This window comes from Streptacidiphilus cavernicola (assembly GCF_042510955.1).
In the GTDB taxonomy this organism is placed as follows: Bacteria; Actinomycetota; Actinomycetes; order Streptomycetales; family Streptomycetaceae; genus Streptacidiphilus; species Streptacidiphilus cavernicola.
In genome coordinates this window covers 88439-109439 of record NZ_JBHFAB010000025.1, presented here as the reverse complement: position 1 = coordinate 109439, position 21001 = coordinate 88439, and the positions used below count along the sequence as shown (strand labels likewise).

Annotated in this window: 18 protein-coding genes; 7 read left to right on the top strand and 11 right to left on the bottom strand. The window is 73.7% G+C overall.

Features of this window, described 5'->3' with window-relative positions; translation table 11 throughout:
- Window positions 1-4: 4 nt before the first annotated feature.
- The 5 genes from ACEZDE_RS27545 to ACEZDE_RS27525 form a co-directional block, all read right to left on the bottom strand.
- The gene (locus ACEZDE_RS27545) at window positions 5-1231 is read right to left on the bottom strand and encodes a helix-turn-helix domain-containing protein (protein ID WP_380541470.1); all 1227 of its coding nucleotides are present in this window, start codon (window positions 1229-1231) and stop codon (window positions 5-7) included.
- A gap of 292 nt (window positions 1232-1523) precedes the next feature.
- A complete protein-coding gene (locus tag ACEZDE_RS27540; protein WP_380541467.1) occupies window positions 1524-1676 on the bottom strand; it encodes a hypothetical protein in 153 nt (50 codons plus the stop codon).
- A 48-nt stretch (window positions 1677-1724) separates the two neighbouring features.
- On the bottom strand, window positions 1725-2429 hold the full coding sequence (locus ACEZDE_RS27535) for a peptidyl-tRNA hydrolase (protein ID WP_380541465.1): 705 nt from the start codon (window positions 2427-2429) through the stop codon (window positions 1725-1727).
- Between the two features lie 22 nt (window positions 2430-2451).
- Window positions 2452-3150 carry a ThuA domain-containing protein gene (locus ACEZDE_RS27530; RefSeq protein WP_380541462.1) on the bottom strand — a complete coding sequence of 233 codons (699 nt, stop codon included), beginning with the start codon at window positions 3148-3150 and terminating at the stop codon, window positions 2452-2454.
- Window positions 3151-3297: 147 nt separating this feature from the next.
- Complete coding sequence (locus ACEZDE_RS27525; protein ID WP_380541459.1) at window positions 3298-4422, bottom strand: LacI family DNA-binding transcriptional regulator; 1125 nt, start codon at window positions 4420-4422, stop codon at window positions 3298-3300.
- A gap of 216 nt (window positions 4423-4638) precedes the next feature.
- On the opposite strand from ACEZDE_RS27525, the gene ACEZDE_RS27520 reads away from it, so the two are divergent.
- From ACEZDE_RS27520 to ACEZDE_RS27510, 3 genes are read left to right on the top strand one after another with little or no spacing between them, the layout of a single operon-like run.
- Window positions 4639-5793, top strand: coding sequence for a Gfo/Idh/MocA family protein (locus tag ACEZDE_RS27520; RefSeq protein WP_380541456.1), 1155 nt, complete (start codon window positions 4639-4641; stop codon window positions 5791-5793).
- Window position 5794: 1 nt separating this feature from the next.
- Entirely contained in the window at window positions 5795-6904 is a 1110-nt protein-coding gene (locus ACEZDE_RS27515) for a dihydrodipicolinate synthase family protein (protein WP_380541453.1), read from the top strand.
- Complete coding sequence (locus ACEZDE_RS27510; RefSeq protein ID WP_380541450.1) at window positions 6901-7755, top strand: sugar phosphate isomerase/epimerase family protein; 855 nt, start codon at window positions 6901-6903, stop codon at window positions 7753-7755. The genes ACEZDE_RS27515 and ACEZDE_RS27510 overlap by 4 nt, the downstream gene beginning before the upstream one ends.
- 20 nt (window positions 7756-7775) lie before the next feature.
- On the opposite strand, the gene ACEZDE_RS27505 is transcribed toward ACEZDE_RS27510, so the two are convergent.
- Window positions 7776-8783 carry a hypothetical protein gene (locus ACEZDE_RS27505; RefSeq protein ID WP_380541447.1) on the bottom strand — a complete coding sequence of 336 codons (1008 nt, stop codon included), beginning with the start codon at window positions 8781-8783 and terminating at the stop codon, window positions 7776-7778.
- A 371-nt stretch (window positions 8784-9154) separates the two neighbouring features.
- Between ACEZDE_RS27505 and ACEZDE_RS27500 the strand changes: the two genes are divergently transcribed.
- Window positions 9155-11053, top strand: coding sequence for a glycoside hydrolase family 9 protein (locus ACEZDE_RS27500; RefSeq protein ID WP_380541444.1), 1899 nt, complete (start codon window positions 9155-9157; stop codon window positions 11051-11053).
- 3 nt (window positions 11054-11056) lie between these two features.
- Here ACEZDE_RS27500 and sigJ read toward each other — a convergent pair whose 3' ends face one another.
- Together sigJ and ACEZDE_RS27490 are read right to left on the bottom strand one after the other, a co-directional pair.
- Entirely contained in the window at window positions 11057-11980 is a 924-nt protein-coding gene (gene sigJ / locus ACEZDE_RS27495) for an RNA polymerase sigma factor SigJ (RefSeq protein ID WP_380541441.1), read from the bottom strand.
- Between the two features lie 86 nt (window positions 11981-12066).
- On the bottom strand, window positions 12067-13293 hold the full coding sequence (locus ACEZDE_RS27490; protein ID WP_380541438.1) for a carboxylate--amine ligase: 1227 nt from the start codon (window positions 13291-13293) through the stop codon (window positions 12067-12069).
- A gap of 172 nt (window positions 13294-13465) precedes the next feature.
- Between ACEZDE_RS27490 and ACEZDE_RS27485 the strand changes: the two genes are divergently transcribed.
- From ACEZDE_RS27485 to ACEZDE_RS27475, 3 genes are read left to right on the top strand one after another with little or no spacing between them, the layout of a single operon-like run.
- Entirely contained in the window at window positions 13466-14695 is a 1230-nt protein-coding gene (locus tag ACEZDE_RS27485) for an FAD-dependent oxidoreductase (RefSeq protein ID WP_380541435.1), read from the top strand.
- 16 nt (window positions 14696-14711) lie between these two features.
- Entirely contained in the window at window positions 14712-16487 is a 1776-nt protein-coding gene (locus tag ACEZDE_RS27480) for a glycosyltransferase (RefSeq protein ID WP_380541432.1), read from the top strand.
- Window positions 16488-16498: 11 nt separating this feature from the next.
- Window positions 16499-17884, top strand: coding sequence for a glycoside hydrolase family 16 protein (locus tag ACEZDE_RS27475; RefSeq protein WP_380541429.1), 1386 nt, complete (start codon window positions 16499-16501; stop codon window positions 17882-17884).
- 5 nt (window positions 17885-17889) lie between these two features.
- On the opposite strand, the gene ACEZDE_RS27470 is transcribed toward ACEZDE_RS27475, so the two are convergent.
- The 3 genes from ACEZDE_RS27470 to ACEZDE_RS27460 are packed head-to-tail and all read right to left on the bottom strand — an operon-like array spanning window position 17890 to window position 21001.
- Entirely contained in the window at window positions 17890-18714 is an 825-nt protein-coding gene (locus ACEZDE_RS27470; protein WP_380541426.1) for a polysaccharide deacetylase family protein, read from the bottom strand.
- Window positions 18711-19676, bottom strand: coding sequence for a glycosyltransferase family 2 protein (locus tag ACEZDE_RS27465; protein ID WP_380541423.1), 966 nt, complete (start codon window positions 19674-19676; stop codon window positions 18711-18713). Before ACEZDE_RS27465 ends, ACEZDE_RS27470 begins: the two co-directional genes overlap by 4 nt.
- Window positions 19676-21001, bottom strand: a complete 1326-nt coding sequence (locus ACEZDE_RS27460; RefSeq protein WP_380541420.1) for a lipopolysaccharide biosynthesis protein — start codon at window positions 20999-21001, stop codon at window positions 19676-19678. The genes ACEZDE_RS27465 and ACEZDE_RS27460 overlap by 1 nt, the downstream gene beginning before the upstream one ends.

Below are 21001 nucleotides of genomic sequence, written 5' to 3'. Positions count from 1 at the left end.
GCATTCAGGCAGCGAGCACGCCTACTGCTTCCGCCAGTGCCACAGCCTCACCCTTCAGGGTGCCCGTGGCCTTCAGTGCCAACTCAGCCGCCAGCGCGCGAGCCGGAGGCACGTACCGGACGCACTCCGGGCTCATCTCGAATGCCGTGGACAGGTAGTGAAGCGCCCCAGACCCCTCCTTGCGGGCCCACTGGGAACGCGCTGCGTCCACGTAGAGCCGCGAACGGCGCTCAAGGCTCTCGATCCCTTCCGGGTTGGTTTCCTCGGCCTTCTTCAGTGCCGCGCCAGGAGTCTTCAGCTCCACGCCCATCGTTACCGCATGGACCGCGCAGTTGCCGGAGCCGAACGCCGTCTCGGGGTGCAGGTAGCCCGGCATCAGCTTTGCCGTCTTGGAGGCTTCGTCCCACCAGCGCCAGGCACTGCCCTCTTCGCCGTCCTGCGCATGCGTGATCGCGGCCTTCAGGCACACCGAACCAAACACGCCACGCAAGTCGTCCGAGCCCTCCTCCAGCAAGGGCCGAAGGGACGCGGCAGCGTCCGTCAGCAGCCGAATGCACTCCTCGGTGTAGCCGGAGGCGCTAAGGCCGTTGGCCATCACCCAGGCCGCCATTGCCAGCCGTGCCGGATCGTCCGACTCCTCAGCGGAGTTGCGCGCACGATCCACCGTCAGCCAATAGAGTTCCGGCTCCGTGATGTGGGCAGCGAACATCTGAGCGAGGCCGTAGGCCGATGCAAGGACCACGTGCGCCCTACGGCGCTCATCACCCTCCGACCGGCGAACAGCCGCCTGGCACGCCGACAGCAGTTCGGGCAGGACTGAGCCCGTTTCCGTTCGGTTCATAGGCGACATGTGCCAGGTCCGCCATGCCTGAGCCACCCGACCGGACAACACCTCCACTGACTCAGGCAGAGCGAGCGGTCGGCCGAAGAGTGGCGCATGGATCGCATCACGAAGGGGTGCGACGTACGGATGCGAGACTCGCCCTCCCTGGTCCACTGGAGCCGACATTGCGGCACCCATCAGCTCAGAGACGTCCGACACGTGCAATGCCCGTGCCAGTTTCACGATCATGGGCAGACTGTGAAGTCGGCGCTCACCGCTCTCGATCTTCCGGAGCCAGACAGCGGAGCGACCAACCAACCCAGCAAGGACGGCGCGCGACATCCCCCGGCGGTCCCGCAGAATGCGGATTCGCTCGCCGACGCTCAACTCTTCTGCAAGTTCCGACACGCCGTCACTCCCTGTCCTCAGCTCGGTGCAATCAGCGTACGCCCGGCACGTGATGAGACACCTGGCCTCAGCACTACGAACTAGCGGAGGAATGCCTCCGGCGGGGGCGCTCTGGCGGGACCCTGGGGCCACGTCTGCGGGTGCGGCTCACCTGTGGCGGGGCAGCGGGGCCCGCTGTGGTTCCTGCGAGCAGTTGGACTCGCGCTCGGCGGTGGGGTAAGGCCAGGTCAGACCCATAATCAGCCCAAGAAACATCGCTCAAGTGGGCTTGATTGAGGCAGGTTTGGGCTCACTACTTATTGAGGGAGTCCCCGTCCAACTGCCACTGCATCAGGCCGTCGGCGTCCTCATGGTCCTTCACCAACTGCCATAGCCCGTTGAACTCGGTCTGTGCGGAGGCGTTGTAGCCGGCCATCAGCGGCACGATGTGAACGGGGCGTGTCAAGAAGGCCGAGGAAAACGCCAGGCCCCCAACGTCCAGCGCAGATCCGGCTCAGCCGCGCCGTAGTGCCGGGTGGTCGGCGATGACCGTGCTGGAGCCCGGCGCTACCTCGGTGAAGCCCGCGTCGCGGACCACCGGCAGGTCGGAGCCGACGAGTTCGGCCCACGTCGCGGCATCGGCGGTGCGCACGGCCAGCGGGAAGCCCGCGGCGCGCCACGCGGCGCGCTGCTCGGGGTCGAGCGCCCACCAGGCGAGCTGCGCGCCGTGTCCGGCCTGGGCCATGGACTTGCCGGTCGACATCGGCACCGCCGGGTTGAACCAGAGCACCGGGACGCCGGGGTCGGCCGCGACCGGTGGCTCGGGGTCGTCCAGCTCGGTTCCGGAGACCTGGAGTTTGGCCAGTTCCCTCGGCCAGCCGTCCAGCGGCACCGGCGGGAAGATCCGCACCTCGGCGGACTTCCCGGTCAGCGTGATGCCGGGCAGTTCCTCGGCCCTGCGCCACTCCCCGCCCCTGGCTCGGCGGACCACCTTGCGGATCCGCGCGTCCTGCCAGACCCGCACCGCTTCGGCCCACTCGCCGTCGGGTTCGGTCACCCGCTCGTCCGAGAGGAGGGTGAGCACGGCACGGGCCGCGGTTTCCAGCGCGTCGGTGTGCGCGGGCGGGTCGATCCGCTCGATCCGCACCACCAGGGGGAGGACGAACTGCGGTGCGGCATCGCGGTCGGCCGCGCGGTCGGCGAAGGGGCTGCTGGTCACCCGCCCATTCTCGCAGGCGGCTTCAGTGCTCGGTCGGCCGCGCCCCGGCTGCCGCGTCCGCGCAGACCCAGCGCAGGGCGCCGGCCAGGTGCTGCCGGAAGGCCGGGTCGGCGTAGGCGGCGGCGTGGTGGCCGAGCGAGGTGTAGAAGGAACGGCCCGCGTCCGGCGGCTCCTGGCACCAGACCAGCGGGTGGTCCGGGCCCATCAGGCCGCCCCGGTAGCGGCTCTCGTCCACCGAGGCGAGCACCCGCACCCCGGCCTCGCGCGGGTTGCTGCGGAAGTCGTACCACTCGTCGTCCCAGGCCCACTGCTCGGGCAGGTGCGCGGTGGCCGGGTGGCTGCGGTCCCGGACGGTGACGACCGCGGGCTGCGGCTCGGGGTGGCTGCGGAAGCGGGCGCCGAGCAGGGAGCCGTAGTACGGCCAGTCGTACTCGGTCCCGGCGGCCGAGTGGACGCCGAGGAAGCCGCCGCCGGAGCGGTGGAACGCCTCCAGTGCGGTGCGTGCCTCCTTGGTGAGGACGGTGCCGGTGGTGGAGAGGAAGACCACGGCTCGGCAGTCGGCCAGGGACTTCCCGGTGAAGGCGGCCGGGTCCTCGGTCGCGGTGAGTTCCAGCCCCTCGGCGTCGGCGACGGCTCGCAGCGCCTCGGTCCCGGCGGGGATGGAGTCGTGGCGGAAGCCTGCGGTCCTGCTGAACAGGAGGACGCGGCGGAGGGGCGGCATGCGGGAGTCCCTTGGGCTTGTGCTTCGGTCTGTGCTCGGGCTCGGGCTCGGTCTTCGGCTGGCGGGGGAGAGGCCGACGTCGAGGTGACGTCGAGATCATTGGAGAGCGCTCTCCAAGAGGAGGTTAGGCGGCCCGCTGCCGAACGGTCAAGACGCCGCCGGGTGCCCGGTGGTGGCCCGCAGCACCGGCTCGACCGGCAGGGTCAGGACGCGAACCGCCCTCTGCCCGCCGGTGCCCACGAGGCCGTCCGCCTGGCCCCCGCCCGCCGCGCCACCGCCCGCCGCGCCCCCGTCCGCCGCACCCGCCACCCCATCGCTCGGCCCCTCCGCCGCCGTGCGCAGGGCGAGCCGGATCGCCTCGGCGCCCATCCGCCGCATCGGCATCCGTACCGTTGTCAGCGCCGGTGACAGATCCGCTGCCAGCGGGATGTCGTCGAATCCGGCGACGGCGATCCCGTCCGGAACGCCGATCCCGCGCTCGCGCAGCTCGGCCAGCACGCCCACCGCGCAGATGTCCGAATGGGCCAGGATCACCCCGGGGCGGCCCCGCCGCAGCAGTCGAGCGGTCGCACGGCGACCACCCTCTCGGCTGAACTCCGACTCCTCCAGCGCCTCGTGATCAAGCGTCAGTTCCCGTTCGGCCAGCGCCTCGCGCACCCCCGCCAGCCGCTCGGCGGAGACCCGGAAGCGGCCCGGCCCGGCGACCACGGCGAAGTCGCGGTGCCCAGCGGCGAGCAGCGCGCGGGTGAGCGCCGCGGCTCCGCCCCGGTTGTCCGGCAGCACGGTGTCGTAGCCGCCGCCGTGGTCGGTGACGGCGGCGACCGCGCCGCCCTCGGCCCGGTAACCGGCCAGCGCGGCGTCGATCGCGGCGGTGGCGTCCGGATCGGTGTAGCCGGAACCGGCCAGGACGATCGCCCGGACCCGCTGGGCGTGCAGCATCCGGACGCAGCGCAGCTCCGTCTCCGGGTCGCCGCCGGTGTTCAGCACCATGGTCAGCAGCCCGGCGTCGGCGGCGGCGTCCGTGGCGCCCCGGGCGACCGCGCCGAAGTACGGGTCGGCGATGTCGTGCAGCAGGACCCCGACGGTCGCGGTGCTGGCGCGGGCCAGCGCCTGGGCCGGGGCGTTGGGCAGGTAGCCGAGCTGGTCGGCGCTGGCCCTGACCCGCGCGGCGAGGGCGTCGCCGACGGTACGGGCCGAGCCGTTGAGCGCGCGGGAGGCGGTCGCCAGGGACACCCCGGCATGGCGCGCCACGTCGCCCAAGGTCACCGCCACCCGCGTGCCTCCTCCTGTCGTGGGCCCCTGTCGTCGGCCCCTGTCCTGCTGTCAGCCCCTGTCCTCGCCAGGGCCGGACGCCGCAGGATACCGGGCCGACCGTCACGCCGGACCCTCTTGACCGGCCCGCCCCAAGGGCCTAGGTTCACCGCCTGGAAGCTCTGGAAAGCGCTTTCCCGACCCATCGCCCCAGACCCTACCGGAAGGACCGCACCGATGACCCGCAGGACGACCATCGGCATCGCCATGAACGGCGTCACCGGGCGGATGGGCTATCGCCAGCACCTGCTGCGCTCGATCCTGGCGATCCGCGCCGACGGCGGCCTCGACCTCGGCGACGGCCGACTGCTCTGGCCCGAACCGGTCCTGGTCGGCCGGGACGAGCACCGGCTGCGCGCCATCGCCGAGCGCCACGGCCTGGAGCGCTGGACCACCTCGCTGGACGCCGCCCTCGCCGACCCGCTCACCGAGGTCTACTTCGACGCCCAGGTCACCCCCGCGCGGGAGAAGGCGCTGCGCGCCGCCATCGCGGCCGGAAAGCACGTCTACACCGAGAAGCCCACCGCGGAGTCGCTGGCCGGAGCCCTCGAACTGGCCCGGCTCGCCCGGGAGGCCGGGGTGTGCAACGGCGCGGTGCAGGACAAGCTTTTCCTGCCGGGCCTGTTGAAGCTCAAGCGGCTGGTCGGGTCCGGCTTCTTCGGTCGGATCCTGTCCGTGCGCGGCGAGTTCGGCTACTGGGTGTTCGAGGGGGACTGGCAGTCGGCGCAGCGCCCCTCCTGGAACTACCGCGCCGAGGACGGCGGCGGCATGGTCCTCGACATGTTCCCGCACTGGCGCTACGTCCTGGACGAGATCATCGCCCCGGTCCGCTCGGTGTACGCGCACAGCGCCACCCACGTCCCGGTCCGTCGCGACGAGCACGGGGCCGAGTACCGGGTGACCGCGGACGACGCCGCCTACGGGATCTTCGAGCTGGAGGGCGGCGTCGTCGCCCAGATCAACTCCTCCTGGGCAGTCCGGGTGGACCGGGACGAGCTGGTGGAGTTCCAGGTGGACGGAACCGAGGGCAGTGCGGTCGCCGGACTGCGCGAGTGCCGCTTCCAGCACCGGGCGGGCACGCCCAAGCCGGTGTGGAACCCCGACCTGCCGGCCACCGAGGACTTCCGCGCGCAGTGGCAGCGGGTGCCCGACAACGGCGAGTTCGAGAACGGCTTCCGCGCTCAGTGGGAGTTGTTCCTGCGGCATGTCGCCACCGGCGCCGAGTACCGCTGGGACCTGCTGGAAGGTGCCAAGGGCGTGCAACTGGCCGAGTTGGGCGCGCGCTCGGCCCGCGAGGGCCGCCGGCTGGACGTCCCGGCGCTGGAGCTCTGAGATGGACCACCGGCCCTTCACCTCCCGTACGGTCTACGCCGCCGCCCATGTGGTGGCCGACGCGGACGGTGGCAACGCGCCCGGTGCGCCCGCCGCCCTGGACTGGGACGCCACGCTCGCCTTCCGGCGGCACCTCTGGTCGCTGGGTTTCGGGGTCGCCGACGCGATGGACACCGCCCAGCGCGGCATGGGCCTGGACTGGGCCGCCACAGCCGAGTTGATCGCCCGCAGCGGCGCGGAGGCAGCGGCCGTCGGCGGCCTGCTCGCCTGCGGCGCGGGCACCGACCAACTCCCGGCGCCCATGGCCGACCTCGATCTGACGGTCATTCAACATGCTTATGAACAGCAGCTGGAGACCGTCGAGGCAGCCGGTGCCCGGGTGATCTTGATGGCGAGCCGCCATCTCGCCGCCGCCGCCCGGGGTCCGGAGGATTACCACCGGGTCTACGGCGAACTGCTGCGGCAGAGCCGGGAGCCGGTGATCCTGCACTGGCTCGGTGACATGTTCGACCCAGCTCTGGCCGGGTACTGGGGCTCCGCCGATCTCGACCGGGCCACCGACAGCGTGCTCGACCTGATCGAGGGGCATGCCGACCGGATCGACGGCATCAAGGTCTCGCTGCTGGACGCCGACCGGGAGACCGCGCTGCGCCGGGCCCTGCCCGCAGGCGTCCGGCTCTACACCGGGGACGACTTCCACTACCCCGAGCTGATCCGCGGCGACGCCGAGGGACGGTACAGCGACGCCCTGCTCGGGGTGTTCGACCCGATCGCCGTCCCCGCCGCGGCGGCGCTGCGCGCACTGGACGCGGGTGACCTCGACCGCTACGACGAACTCCTGGGCCCCACCGTTCCGTTGGCCCGGCACCTGTTCGCCGCGCCGACCTTCCACTACAAGACCGGCATCGTGTTCCTGGCCTGGCTGGCCGGGCGGCAGGACCACTTCGCCATGGTGGCCGGTGCGCAGAGCGCCCGCTCCGCCGTGCACCTGGTCGAGTTGCACCGGCTGGCACTGGCCGCGGGAGCGCTGCCGGACCGGGAGTTGGCCGCCGCCCGGCTGCGGCAGTTCGCTGCGGTCAGCGGGGTCGATCTGAGCGGAGGCCGTAAGTGACGAGAGCAGCCAGCGGCATCGAGCGGTTGTCGCTCAACCAGATCACCACCAAGGCCTGGTCCCTGGCCGAGGCTGTGCAGGGCTGCGCGGACGCGGGCATCCCGGCGATCGGCCTGTGGCGCGACAAGGTCGCCGAGGCGGGCGGCGCCGACCGGGCTGCGGTGCTGGTGCGCACGGCCGGACTGACCGTCAGCAGCCTGTGCCGGGGCGGCTTCTTCACCGCGCCGACCGGGACGGCGGCCCGTACCGCCGCGCTGGACGACAACCGCCGGGCGATCGAGGAGGCCGCCGTCCTCGGCACCGGCACCCTGGTCCTGGTCTGCGGCGGACTGCCGGACGGCAGCCGGGATCTGGCCGCCGCCCGGGGCCGGGTGCGGGACGCCCTGGCCGAGTTGGCCCCGTTCGCGGGCGACCACGGCGTCCGGCTCGCGGTCGAGCCGCTGCACCCGATGTTCTGCGCCGACCGGGCCGTGGTCTCCACCCTCGGCCAGGCGCTGGACCTGGCCGAGGAGTTCCCGGCCGGGCAGGTCGGCGTCGTGGTCGACAGCTATCACGTGTGGTGGGACCCGGAGCTGTACCGGCAGATCGCCCGCGCGGGGGAGCGGATCGCCGCCTACCAGCTGTGCGACTGGACCCTGCCGCTGCCCGCGGACGCCCTGCTCGGCCGCGGGCAGGTCGGCGACGGCGTGATCGACTTCAGGGCGCTGGACCGGGCGGTGAGCGCCGCCGGGTACACCGGCTGGGTCGAGGTCGAGCTGTTCAACCAGCAGGTCTGGGACACCCCGGGGGAGGTGACGCTCCGTCGGCTGATCGAGCGTCACCTCGCTCATGTGGCACCGCCGCCCGGATAGGACAACGCGCCCCGGAGGGGTCAGCCCGCCAGCGGGTCGGCCCCGAGGAAGCTCTTGACCAGGTCCTGCAGCGCGCTCGGGTCGAAGGCGACGGCACCCGCCGGGGCGGTGGTCGCCGCGGCCTTGGTGTCGAACGAGACCGAGGCCGGGAGCTGCGCCTTGGCCGCCGCCGCCTTGGGGTCGAGCTGCCCCAGGTCCATCGACAGCTCGGACAGCGAACCGTCCTTGTCGATCAGGATGTCGGCGGACGCCTTGCCGGTCGGGACGCCGGTGGGCGCGGCGGTCGGGAAGCTGCCGCCGACCCCGGGGATGCTCTTGGCGATCGGGGCCAGCGCCTTCTGGACGTCGGCGACCAGCTTGCGGGCGGGGGCCTCGACCACGACGTGGTCACGGCCGTTGACAGTGCCCTTGTCAGTCAGCGTCACGTCCCGCGAGAACACCCCGGCCAGCGCGCTGACCAGCTTGTTCTTGGTGGCGCTGTCCAGCGAGGGCGCGGCGGAGGGGGTGTCCGCGCCCGCCTCGCCGTCCAGGCCCTTGGCGAGCTCGTCCAGCTTCTTCGGGTCGATCGAGATCCATTTGCCCTTGATCAGGGACTTCAGCGGGGCGAGGGCGGGCGGCATCTGCCCGATCATCTGCTCCAGGCCGCTGACCGCGTCCGTGGCCGCCGGGTCGCCGCTGAGCCTGACGATGGCGTTCACATCGAGCCGCAGGTACTCCATGCCCTTGACGTCGCGAATCTCGGCCAGCGACTTTCCGTCGCCGGTGTGCACCTCGAAGTCGAGGTTGACCGACGGGTCGGGCCGGCCGTTCGCGGTCTGCTCGGCGTCGAGCACGTCCTTGAGCGGCTTGTCGGCGCTCAGGGTGAGGCTCGCGCCGAGGCCGGATATCGCCTTGGCGTCGGCCGCCGTCGCCGGGGTGCCGCTCGGTTCGAGCTTGTCCATGGCCAGCAGCTGGGCCGGGGTGGCGTCCAGGGAGAACCTCACCGTGAGGGACGTGCTCGCGCCGAGCTTGTCGAAGGCGGTGCCCACCTTCTCGGCGGTCGAGATCTGCTGGGCCGCGCTGCAGGCGGTGACGCCGCCGGCGAGGGCGGCGGCGCAGGTGAGAGCGAGGGCGGCGTGACGTGCGCGGATGATGGTGGGCTCCTTGGTGCGTGGGCCCGGCCGAGGCGGCCGGGCTTGGTTCGGGCACGACTCTAAGCAGGTCTCAGCGGATCCACAGCGTCCGAGCCGCCTCGGAGATCGAATCGAGACCGCCGATACCGAAGCGGTATCCGGTGAGGCCTGCCTCTTGACGCCCCTTCGGCCTGGTCACTACGGTCCTCGCTATCAAGTAAAGAACATTAACCAGCTTCCCTCGGGAGACCTGTATGCGATCGTCGGCCCGCCGAGCAGCGACAGCCGTGGCCGTGAGCGCCGGGCTCGCCGCCGCCGTCATCCCGCTCACCAGCGCCCAGGCCGCGTCGGCCACCGGCGAGCTGCGGGCCGACCAGGTCGGCTACGCCAACCACGACACCAAGATCGCCTACCTGATGACCAGCGCGGCGGTGTCCGGCGAGACCTACCGGGTGCTGGACGCGCACGGCCGGACCGTCGCCAAGGGCAAGGTCGGCAAGGTCAGCCGCGGCTCCTGGAACGCCGCCTACCCGGACGTCTACCCGGTCGACTTCTCCCGGGTGACCCGCAGCGGGAGCTACCGGATCGTCATGAGCGGCCCGGTGAAGGCCAGTTCGGGCCGGATCACGGTGGAGTCCGGCGCGGCGCTCTACGGCACGCTGGTCGCCGACGGGGTGAACTTCTACCAGAACCAGCGCGACGGCGCGCAGCAGGTCAAGGGCGCGCTGAACCGCAAGCCGTCCCACCTCGACGACGCCCGTGCCACCGTCTACCAGCTGCCGCACTTCGATGCGAACAGCGACAACGGCGACATCATCAAGGACAAGGCGCTGACGAAGATCGGCGGCCCGGTCGACGTCTCCGGCGGCTGGTTCGACGCCGGGGACTACCTCAAGTTCACCTTCACCACCGCCTACGCCGACGACCTGCTGTTCGCCTCCGCCCGCAGCCTGGGCCGGCAGGCCCCCGCCTCGCTCACCGCGGAGGCCCGGTTCGGCAGCGACTGGCTGAACAAGATGTGGAACCCGGCCACCAAGACCCTCTACCTCCAGGTCGGCATCGGCAGCGGCGACGCCAAGGGCACCTTCTTCGGCGACCACGACCTCTGGCGGCTTCCGCAGAAGGACGACACCGACAACGCCCCGGCCGACCGCTACGCGGCCAAGAACCGCCCGGTGTTCGAGGCCGCCGCGCCCGGCGCGAAGATCTCCCCGGCCATCGCCGGACGGGTCACCGCCGCGTTCGCGCTGGCCGCGCAGGCCGACGCGGCGGCCGGGCGGACCGCCGCGGCCAGGGCCGAACTGGCCGACGCCACCTCCCTCTACGTCCAGGCCGACACCCACCCCAAGGGCGACCTGGTCTCGGCCGCGCCCAGCAGCTACTACCCCGAGTCCATCTGGCACGACGCGATGGAGCTGGGCGCGAGCGAGATCGTCCTCGCCGAGCAGAGCCTGCACCGCCCCCGCGCCGACTACCGCCCCTACCTGGTCCAGGCCGCGACCTGGGCCAAGGACTACCTGGTGGGCGACTCGGGCAAGGACACCCTCAACCTCTACGACGTCAGCGCGCTGGCCCACGCCGACCTGGCCACCGCGATCCGCCGGGCCGGAAACCCGTCCGGGCTCGCGGTCAGCCGCGCCGACCTGGTCGGCGACCTCAAGGCTCAGGTCGCCAAGGCGGCGAAGGCCTCCAGTGCCGACATCTTCCGGGCCGGCGGCAATGCCACCGACTTCGACGTGGACTCGCACACCTTCGGCTTCATCTCCACCGAGGCGCTCTACCGCCAGGTCAGCGGGGACCGCAGCTACCAGGCCTTCGCCGGTGAGCAGCGGGACTGGCTGCTCGGCGGCAACGCCTGGGGCACCAGCTTCATGGTCGGCGCCGGGACCACCTTCCCCGACTGCACCGCCTCGCAGATCCCCAACCTCTCCGGCTCGCTGAACGGCCGCGCCCCGCTCGACGTCGGCGCCGTGGTCAACGGCCCCAACAGCACCGACTTCTTCAGCGACGGCCTGGGCGACCTGCAGGACGGCACCAGGAAGTGCGAGCACGACTCCTTCACCGCCTTCACCGGCCACGGCAGCGAGTACGTCGACGACGTGCGCTCCTGGCAGACCAGCGAGGAGGCGCTGGACATGACCGGCAGCGCGATCCTCGCCGGGGCGCTGCAGGCCTCCGTCCGGTAGTCCTCAGCTGCCCTGGAGCCGGGTCAGCTTGTCGGGGTTGGTCACCGCGTAGACGCCGCAGACCTGTTCGCCGTCCGGGGTCAGCTCCAGCAGCAGGACGGCGACCGGGGAGTCCGCGCTGAACAGCAGTGCCGCCGGGTCGCCGTTGACCTGGCGGAAGCGGACGTCCATGCCGCCGGGACGCCGCCCGGCCCGGCGGGCGAGCAGCCGGGCCACCAGCGCCCGGCCGTGCAGCGGTCGCGGTCCGGCGGCGGGGGCCTTGCCTCCGCCGTCGGCCCAGAGCGTGACGTCCGGCGCGAGCAGTCGCAGCAGCGCGTCCATGTCGCCGCCCCAGACCGCGGCCAGGAAGCGTTCGGTCACCGCCCGCCGCACCCCCGGGTCGGCCCGGAACCGGGGCCGCCCGGCCCGCACCCGCTGCCGCGCCCGGTGCGCCAACTGCCGTACCGCGGCCGGGCTGCGGTCCAGGATCACGGCGATCTCGGGGTGCGGGTAGCCGAACACCTCGTTCAGTACGAAGACCACCCGCTCCAGCGGGGTGAGCGTCTCCAGCACCACCAGCATCGCCAGCGACACCTCCTCGGCCCGCACCGCCGGGTCCTCGGCCGGGCCCTGGTCCGGGCCGGTGGCCAGCGGCTCCGGCAGCCACGGGCCGATGTAGAGCTCGCGCCGCCGCCGGATCGCGGCCTGCCGCGCCAGCGCCCGGTTGACGGCGACCCGCACCAGGTAGGCCCGGGGGTTGGCGATCTCCGCCAGTCCCTCGGCACTGTCCGGCCGGTGCCGGGCGGCCCAGGCCAGCCAGGTCTCCTGGAGCAGGTCCTCGGTGTCCGCGACGCTGCCCACCATGGCGTAGACGATGGAGAACAGCAGCTCCCGCTGCGCGGTGAACTCCGCCGTCACCCCGTCGTCGTGCGCTGTCGCCTCGGACATCACCGCTCCTCCCGCCGTCAGCTTCCACCCCATCAGAGCGAAGCGCCCCACGGAGTGTGACCGGACGGCGCGCGGTGTGAGCCGGATCACTGACGGCGGGTCAGCCCCTCCCGGGCCCGGCGGGCGACCGTGCCGCCGAAGCGCACGGCCTCGGCGACCGCCGGGGCCGGGTCGTCCCGGCAGAGCCAGGCCCGCTCGGTGCCGCGCCGCGGCAGCAGGTCCGCGGGCAGGGCCTTCCGCTGCCAGGCCCAGACCGCGGCGGACGGCAGGTCCAGCTGGCCGACGCCGTAGCCGCGGCTCCGCTGCCGGGGGCCGCGCGGCAGCGGACGGCCGGTCAGGTCCAGGTGCAGGCAGCGCACCACGTCCAGCCCCGCCACCGTCTCCAGCAGCCGGAACTGGGCGCCGGTCCTCGGGTTGAAGTCGACCAGCTTGTACCGGCCGTCCCGCCGGTCCAGTCGCCAGTCCAGATCGGCGACGCCGCGGTAGCCGATCCGTCGGCAGAAGTCGGCGGCCTGCTCGGCGAGACCCGGGTTGGCCAGCGCGCGGGCCCGGGTGGTCACCCCCGCGTCCGGCGGCCAGGAGCGCAGCTTGAGCCCGGTGAAGACGACCGGGGGCCCGCCGTCGGCCGGGCAGTAGAGGTGGGTGAACCAGTCCTCGGCCCGGTCGGCCGGGAGGCACTCCTGCGCCAGCACGGACAGCGCGCCGTCCGGCGGGCAGGCCGCCAGCAGCTCCCGCTCGTCGCCGACCATGGTGGTGTGCCGGACCACGGGGGCCCGCAGCCGGGTCCACGGCTCCAGGTTCTTCAGCACCAGCGGGTAGCCGAGATCCCGCCCGGCCGCGACCAGTTCGGCCCGGTCGGCCGGGGTTCGCGAGCGCGGGGCGGGCACGCCGTGCTCCAGGCAGAGCCGGTACAGGCCGCCCTTGTCGGCCAGCCGCCGCGGCAGCGTCGGCGGTACCGGCGGCAGCAGGAAGCACGCGGACAGCCGGTCCGCGTGCTCGGCCAGCAGCAGCGCGGCCTCGTCGTCGGTCGGCACCGGGACGCTGCGGCGGCCGATCGCCGCGCCGATCGCCAGCAGCGCGTCCACCAGCGCCGCGGGCTGCTCAAGGCCGGTGGTGGGACGGACGAAGCGGCGGACGGCGTAGCGGGACACCGCCGCCGGGGTGAACCGGTCCTCGACCATCGCGTGCACCGGCACCCCGGCCCGGCCGAGCGTCCGCAGCACGCCGACGCCGCCCGCGTGCTGCGGATAGCGGCCGACCTTGACGAGCAGCGCCGGGACCGTACGGTCCAGGTCGGGACCGGAACCTTGCATGGCGACCTCGATGCGGCTGGGCCCTGCGACCGATCGGCCCTGCGGCCGATCACGGTGTGCCCATTCTCCGGGCCGGGCCGGAGCGCCGCGAGCGGAGGCGCGCGGGTGCCGCCGCGCGCCCTCCGCACAGATGGTGTGCACTGGGAGGTGAGCCGTGCGAGGAGGACCACCGATGGCTGTATCCCGCTCCACCTCGGCCGACGGTGTGCCGGTCACGGTGATCGGCGCGGGACCGTACGGCCTGGCCGCCGCCGCGCACCTGAGCGGGCACGGGGTTCCGCTGCGGGCCTTCGGCCAGCCGATGGACAGTTGGCGGACCCGGATGCCGGCCGGCATGTTCCTCAAGTCCACACCCTCGGCCTCCAGCATCTCCGACCCGGTCGGCGCCTTCTGCCTGGACCGGTTCCGGGCCGCCGAGGGCCGCCGCCCCGAGGGCGACCTGCACCCGGTGCCGCTGGACGAGTTCGTCCGCTACGGGCTGTGGTTCCAGCGGCAGGCCGTCCCCGACCTGGAGACCGCCGCGGTGCGTCGGGTCGACGCGGACGGCGGTGGGTTCCGGGTCGAGCTGGAGTCGGGCGAGGCCTTCGGCAGCCGCTCGGTGGTGCTGGCTACCGGCCTCGGCCCGTTCGCCCGGATCCCGGCCCAACTGGCGGACCTGGCCAGGACCGGGCTGGTCTCGCACCCGTCCGAGCACGCGGACTTCGCCGGCTTCGCCGGGCAGCGGGTGGCGGTGGTCGGGGCGGGCCAGTCGGCGCTGGAGAGCGCGGCGCTGCTGCTGGAGGCGGGCGCCGAACCGGTGCTGGTGGCCAGGACCGACCGGCTGCTGTTCGGCGAGCCTCCGACCCGGGACCGGCCGGAGCAGCGCCCGCTGGCTCGACGCCTGGTCAAACCCGCCTCCCCGCTGGGCCCCGGCTGGTCGCACCGGGCGTTCAGCGGCGTCCCCGGCGGCTACCGGTACCTGCCCCCGGGGGTGCGCCGGCACTTCCTGCGGACCGTGCTCGGCCCGTCCGGGGCGTGGTGGCTGCGCGGCCGGGTGGAGGGCCGGGTCGAGGTGCTGACCGGCCGTGCCGTGCGGGCCGGGGAGGACGTCGGCGGCGGCGCGCGGCTGACCCTGGTGAGCCGGGACGGCGGCAGCACGGTGCTGGAGGCCGACCACGTCCTCGCCGCGACCGGGTACCGGGTCGACCTGGACCAGATCGCGCTGCTGGCCCCCGGCCTGCGGGACCGGGTGGAACGGACCGGCGGGGCGCCGCGGCTCTCCGCCGGGTTCGAGTCCTCGGTGCCCGGCCTGTACTTCACCGGCCTCGCCGCGGCGGCGACGTTCGGTCCGGTGCTGCGCTTCGTCTGCGGCACCGGCTTCGCGTCCGACCGGATCGGCGCGGCCGTGGCGGCCCGCGGATGACCGCGGAGGGGAGCCGGTGAGCGACAGCGCGGCGCACCCCGCGGGGGCCGTCCGCGCCGCGCGGGCCGTCCGCGCCGACCGGGCCTTCGAGCCGCTCGCGTTCGCCGCGCGGGCGGCGCTGCCGTTGGCGCTGCTGCTCTGGCTGCTCTCGCTGCGGAGCGTGGACCTGGACCGGATGGGCGACCTGGGCCTGCTCCAGGTGCTGCCCGCGCTGTACTGGGTCGCGGTGGGGGTGCTCACCGCCGGGTTCACGCTCGCGGTGGCCGACCGCAGGACCGGCACCGGCTGGCTGGTCGGCTACCTGCTCGGGCTGATCGCGATGATCCACTCCACCCCGGCCGTGCTCTACTCGGAGCTGCGCTACTCCTGGGCCTGGAAGCACATCGCGGTGATCGACGCCGTGCTGAACCACGGCGGATCGGTCCCGCACGCGGCGGACCTGGCCATCTACAACCAGTGGCCGGGCTTCTTCCAGCTCAACGCGCTGCTGCTGCGGGCCACCGGGCTGCACTCGGCGCTCGGCTACGCGGCCTGGACCCCGCCGGTCGTCAACGCCCTGCTGCTGGCGCCGCTGCTGCTGGTCTACCGCTCGGTCAGCCGGGACCGGCGGCTGGTCTGGGGCGGTGTCTGGATCTTCTACTCCTGCTCCTGGGTGGGCCAGGACTACTTCTCCCCGCAGGCGTTCGCGTTCCTGCTCTACGTGGTGGTGCTGGCGCTGGTGTTCCGGCAGCTCTCGGCCGGGTCGGGCCGCCCGGCGGCGGGACGGGTGTGGACCCCCGGGCGGCTGCTGCCGGTCCTGGTGCTGCAGGCCGCGATCGTCTCCTCGCACCAGCTGACCCCGCTGATGATGGTCACCGCGCTGGCCGCGCTGTCGCTGCCGCGCGCCAACCGCCGGGTCACCGTGCCGCCACTGCTCGGCGCGGTGCTGCTGATGCTGCTCTGGGACGCCACCGTGGCCCGCCCGTACATCACGGCCAACCTGCACAGCTTCGGGACGGCGCTGCTGTCTCCGGACGGCAACGCGGTCGCCGGGATCGCCGGGCTGGGCGCCGCCGCCCCCGGACAGGTGGTGGTGGACTGGATCGACCGCGGGCTGACCGCGACCGTGGTCCTGCTGGCGCTGCTCTGCTTCGTCCGCCGCCCCTGGGTGCGCCGCTCCGGCATCCCGCTGATCGCGGCCTCCCCACTGCCGCTGCTGGTCGCCAACAGCTACGGCGGGGAGATGATCTTCCGGGTCTACCTGTTCGCGCTGCCCGGCAGCGCCTTCCTGATCGCCGCCCTGATCCTGCAGCCGGGACCCCGGGCGCGGCTGCGCGAGGCGGGCGCGTTCGTGCTGGCGCTGGCGCTGCTCGGCGGGCTGTTCTTCGGCTACTACGGCAAGGAGCTGATGAACCGCTTCACCCCGGGCGAGGTGTCCGCGGCCGGCTACGTCACCGCCACCGCGCCGGCGGGCTCCACGGTGGTCGCGCTCACCGGCAACGTCCCCGGCTTCTACCAGGACTACGACCGGCACGTGCTGATCCAGCTGAGCCAGGAGTCCGACGACGTCACCACGCTGCTGGTCCGGGACCCGCTGGCGGGGCTCGAACTGGCGGTCGGCGACCAGGTGCGCACCGGCTACCTGCTGCTCTCCCGGGGGCAGGCCGCCGAGTGCTACCTGACCGGGGTGCTCCCGGCCGACACCATGGCGCGGCTGCAGGCCGCGGTCGCCGGGGCGCCCGGCTTCACCGAGGTCTACCGCGACCCGGACGCGGTGGTCTACCGGTTCGGACCGACGGGGGTCGGCGGATGAGGGGAGCGAGGATGAACCGCGGCTTGGCCGATCCGGTGCTCGCCCTGTCCGGCTGGGCGGCGCTGGTGGCGACCCTGCTGCCGGCGGCGGAGCCGGTCCGGGTACTGCTGGTGGTGGTCTTCCTGGTGCTCTGCCCCGGCGCCGCCGCGGTGCGGGCGGGGACGCCCGTTTCCCGGCCCGGGGCCAGGCCCGGGTCGGACGGCCGGGAGCGGGAGTCGGCGCGGCTGGAGGCCGCGGTGCTCACCGTCGCGCTCAGTCTGGCGATCGGGGCGCTGGTCGCCGAGGCGTTCTTCCTCAGCCGCAGCTTCACCGCCGCACGGGCGTTGGCCACGCTGGCCGCGGTCACCACCCTGCTGGTGCTCACCCGCCGCCTGCGCCGCCGCCGCGCGCGGACGACGGACGATGGCGGCCCGGTCGTCCCGCCGAACCCCGCGCCGGACGGTGCGCCGCCGGACCCCGCCCGGCCGGACCGTGCGCCGTCGGACCCGGCCCGGCCCCGCCCCGGCCCGCTGCGCCGGACCCGGCGGGTGACGCCCGCGCTCGCCCTGGCCGTGGCGCTGGCGCTGACCGCCGCGGGCTGCGGCGGCGGCGCGGCCGTCCCGCAGCTGTCCCCGTCCAGCCCGTCCGCCGCCCCGTCGTCCCCCTCCGGGGGGTCCGCAGGCCCGCCTCCGGCGCCCGCCGCGCCGGGACCGTGGCACCAGGTCTTCGACGACGAGTTCAGCGGCACCAGCCTGGACACCTCCCACTGGGCCACCTGCTACGACTGGAACGTCAACGGCTGCACCAACGCCGGGAACCACGAGACCGAGTGGTACCTGCCCAGCCAGGTGACCGTCGGCGGCGGCCTGCTCAACCTCACCGCGCAGCGGCTGAGCACCACCGGCAGCGACGGCGTGCACTACCCCTGGCGCTCCGGGATGGTCTCCACCGGCCGGGACTCCTGGTACGCGAACCCGCGGCACACCTTCACCTACGGCTACTTCGCCGCCCGGATCAAGGTGCCCGCGGGGGCCGGCTTCTTCCCGGCGTTCTGGCTGATGCCGGCCTCCCGCACCACCCCGCCCGAACTCGACGTGATCGAGTTCATCGGGGGCACCAGGACCGCGGTGATGACCGTGCACTGGGTCGGCCCCGGCGGCAAGGACCTGCACGAGGGCAAGCACTACGTCGGCGCGGCCGACTACTCGGCCGGCTACCACGTCTTCGCGCTGGACTGGGAGAAGAACTCGCTGACCTGGTACATCGACGGGGTCGCCCGGCTCTCGCTGACCGAGCACGTCCCGCACGTGCCGATGGAGGTGCTGCTCACGCTCGCCGTGGGCTTCCCCTCCGCGCCGCCCGCCTCGGCCGACTCCGCGGTGATGCGGACCGACTGGGTGCGGATCTGGCAGCACTGACCCGGTCAGTCGGTGGGTGGCCCGCCGACCGGGCGGCCGAGGCCGGCGCTGACCCTGCGGTAGGCACGCCAGCCCCTGGTCCGCAGCCGTTCCGGGTACGGGGCCACCGGGGCGCCCCAGCCCTCGGTCCAGGCCTGGAACTGCTCCGCCGGGGTGTCCGCGCGGACCATCAGCCGGGAGATCCGCAGCGCGTTGTCGGCGGGGGAGCTGAACGCGTAGCCGACCGAGGTCGCCGAGGACCAGCCGGCCTTCTGCACCTTGCGGCGCACCGAGGCGTTGGAGTAGCCGTGCGGGTGGGCGAACGACTCCACCGGGTGCGACAGCAGCTCCTCCAGGTCCCGTTTGCAGCCGAACACCTCGTCGCACAGCTTGCGCCCGGGGAGCGTGTCCAGCTGCGGATGGGTCCTGGTGTGGCCGCCGATCTCGATGCCGCAGGCGTCCAGGGTGGCGATCTGACGCCAGTTCAGCATCGGGGCCGGGGGCAGCAGACTGCCCCGGGCGGTGCCGCCGGGCGGGTGGACCGCCCCGGTGGTGACGTACAGGGTGGCCGGCAGGTCGCGGTCGGTCAGCAGCGGGGTGACCGTCCAGTAGAAGTCGGCGAAGCCGTCGTCGAAGGTCAGCACCGCGGAGCGGGGCGGCAGCACCGGGCCGCCGCGCAGCGCGGCGACCAGGCGGCGCAGCGGCACCACGGTGAGCCCGGCGTCGGCGATCCGGTCGAGCTGCTCGGCGAACACCCGCGGGCTGACCGTGAACGGCGCGATCCAGGGGGGAGGGTCGTCCGATACCGAGTGGTACAGGAAGACCGGGACGGCGTTGCCCGAGCTGGTCATGTCGCACCTCCGCCGATGGGGCGTACCGGGGCGGCCGGGGCACGGTACGCCGCGCGCAGCCGGCCCTCGGCGTAGCCGAGCAGGGTGGCGCCGGCCCCGGCGGCCACCGCCGCCGCGGTGCCGGGGGAGCTGCCCGAGCCGGGCCGCAGCCCGCGGGCCAGCGCCCGGGGGAGGGCCGAGCGCAGGTAGGCGCGCTCGCTGGCCAGGCCGGGTCCTGATCCGGCGTGCCGGGCCACCGCGGCCTTGGACAGCCCCTCCGCGTAGCAGCGCGAGCGGAAGTACGACCAGCGGGTACGGGCCGCGGGGACGTGGTGCCGGACCACCGCGGCCGGCTCGTAGAGCAGCACGCCGCCGGGGTCGCGGGCCGTCATCCGCAGGCACAGCTCGGTCTCCTCGCAGCCCAGCGGACGGGTGCCGACCCGGCCGAGGTCGGTGCGGAAGCCGCCGGCGGCGAGCACCGCCGCGCGTCGGAAGGACATGTTGGCGCCGATGAAGTTCCGCACCGGCGACCGCTGTTCGGCCATGCCGCGGTAGCAGCAGCCGACCACCCAGTCGAACTCGGGCGGGAACCAGTCCGGGCGGCCGGTCTCCCACCAGGGCAGCACCAGGCCGCCGACGCCGAGCACCCGGGGGTCGCGGTAGCCGTCCAGCAGCCGGCCGCTCCAGTCCGGCTCGGCCACGGCGTCGTCGTCCAGGAAGGCGACCACCGCGCCCCCGGCCTCGGCCACCCCGGTGTTGCGGGCGCCGGACAGGCCCTGCCGCTCCCGGTTGCCGACCACCCGTACGCCGGTGAAGCGGGCGCGGGCGCGGGCGGCCAGCTCCGGGCAGTGGTCCACCACCAGCAGCAACTCGCCGACCGGGGTGCGCTGGGCCTGGACCGAGCGGATCGCGGCGGACAGGTCCTGCCAGCGGTCCAGCGTGTAGGCGCAGACCACGACGGACAGTGGCATCTGCTGGTCCATCACGTCCTCCTCGGCTCGACCGGCAGCCAGCGCCGCAGGGTGACCAGCAGCGGCAGGCCGAGCGCGCACTCCGCCGCCAGCCACGCCACGCCGACCCCGGTGACCCCGAGCCGGGGGATCAGCAGCACGCTGAGGCCCAGCACCAGCACGCACAGCACGGCCTGGAGCAGCACCACCCAGCCGAGCCTGCGGCGCGCCCTGGCCACGTCGACGGCCACGCTCAGCACCAGGTTGGGCAGCGCGGACAGGGCCAGCAGCCGCAGCAGCGCGGTGCCGTGCGCGGAGTACTGCGGCCCGAACAGCGCCAGCAGCCAGGGCGCGGCCAGCAGCAGCACCGCGACGGCGGCGGCCAGCAGCACCGCGTTGTGCCGCAGCACCCGGCGGGCCTGCTCGACCAGCCGCTCGGGCGCCCGCGCGGCCTCGACGATCAGTGAACTGCCCATGTTGTAGGCCACCATGTAGAGCGTGTAGGCGATCACCCAGGCCAGCGAGAAGTAGGCGCTGCCGTCCGGGCCGAGCCGGTTCAGCACCAGCAGCGGCACCACGTTGTACGCGGCCATCCGGAACTGCGCGCCGACGTAGTCCGCCGCCGCGTAGCCGAGCAGCCGCTGCGGCGGCGCGGCCTCGCGCTGCGCCCGCCGGTGGGCCGGCACGGCGCTGCGGAACAGGAAGACATTGGTGACCACCAGGGCGATCAGCAGCGCCCCGGTCCAGGCGGCGAGGATGCCGGCGCCCAGCGCCAGGATGCCGCAGAGCGCCAGCAGCCCGGCCTTGACCGCGGCGAACAGCGCGTTCTCGCCGAGCACCCAGCCGGTGCGGCGCAGCCCGGTGAGCGCGCCGTCCTGCAGCACGAAGATGGAGTAGCCGGCCGCCCCGGCGATGAAGCAGACCGCCGTCGCCGGGTGGCGCAGATGGCCGAGGCCGGGCGCGACCACCGGGACCAGCAGCAGGAACAGCGCCGCGACCACGGTGGTGCAGACCGCCCCGGCCAGGTAGCAGCACCGGGCCAGCCGCCCGGCGTGCGGCCCCGAGGCCGGGACGAAGCGCACCAGCACGTCGGCCAGGTTGAGCTGGCCGATCCCGGACAGCAGCATCACCGCCGACAGCGCGGCGTAGCTGCGGCCGACCTCGGCGGTGTCGTACCAGGAGGTGGCGAGCACCCAGAAGGCCGCCCCGAGCGCGGCGGTGAGCAGTGAACTCAGGGTCAGCACATGCCCGTTGCGGAGCAGCGGCTCACCGTCCAGGACCTTGCCGAAGCGCGCCCTGAGCGGGGCCGGGCCGCGCGGCCCGGCCAGCGCCGCCGGAGTCTCCACCCGGGTGGTCAT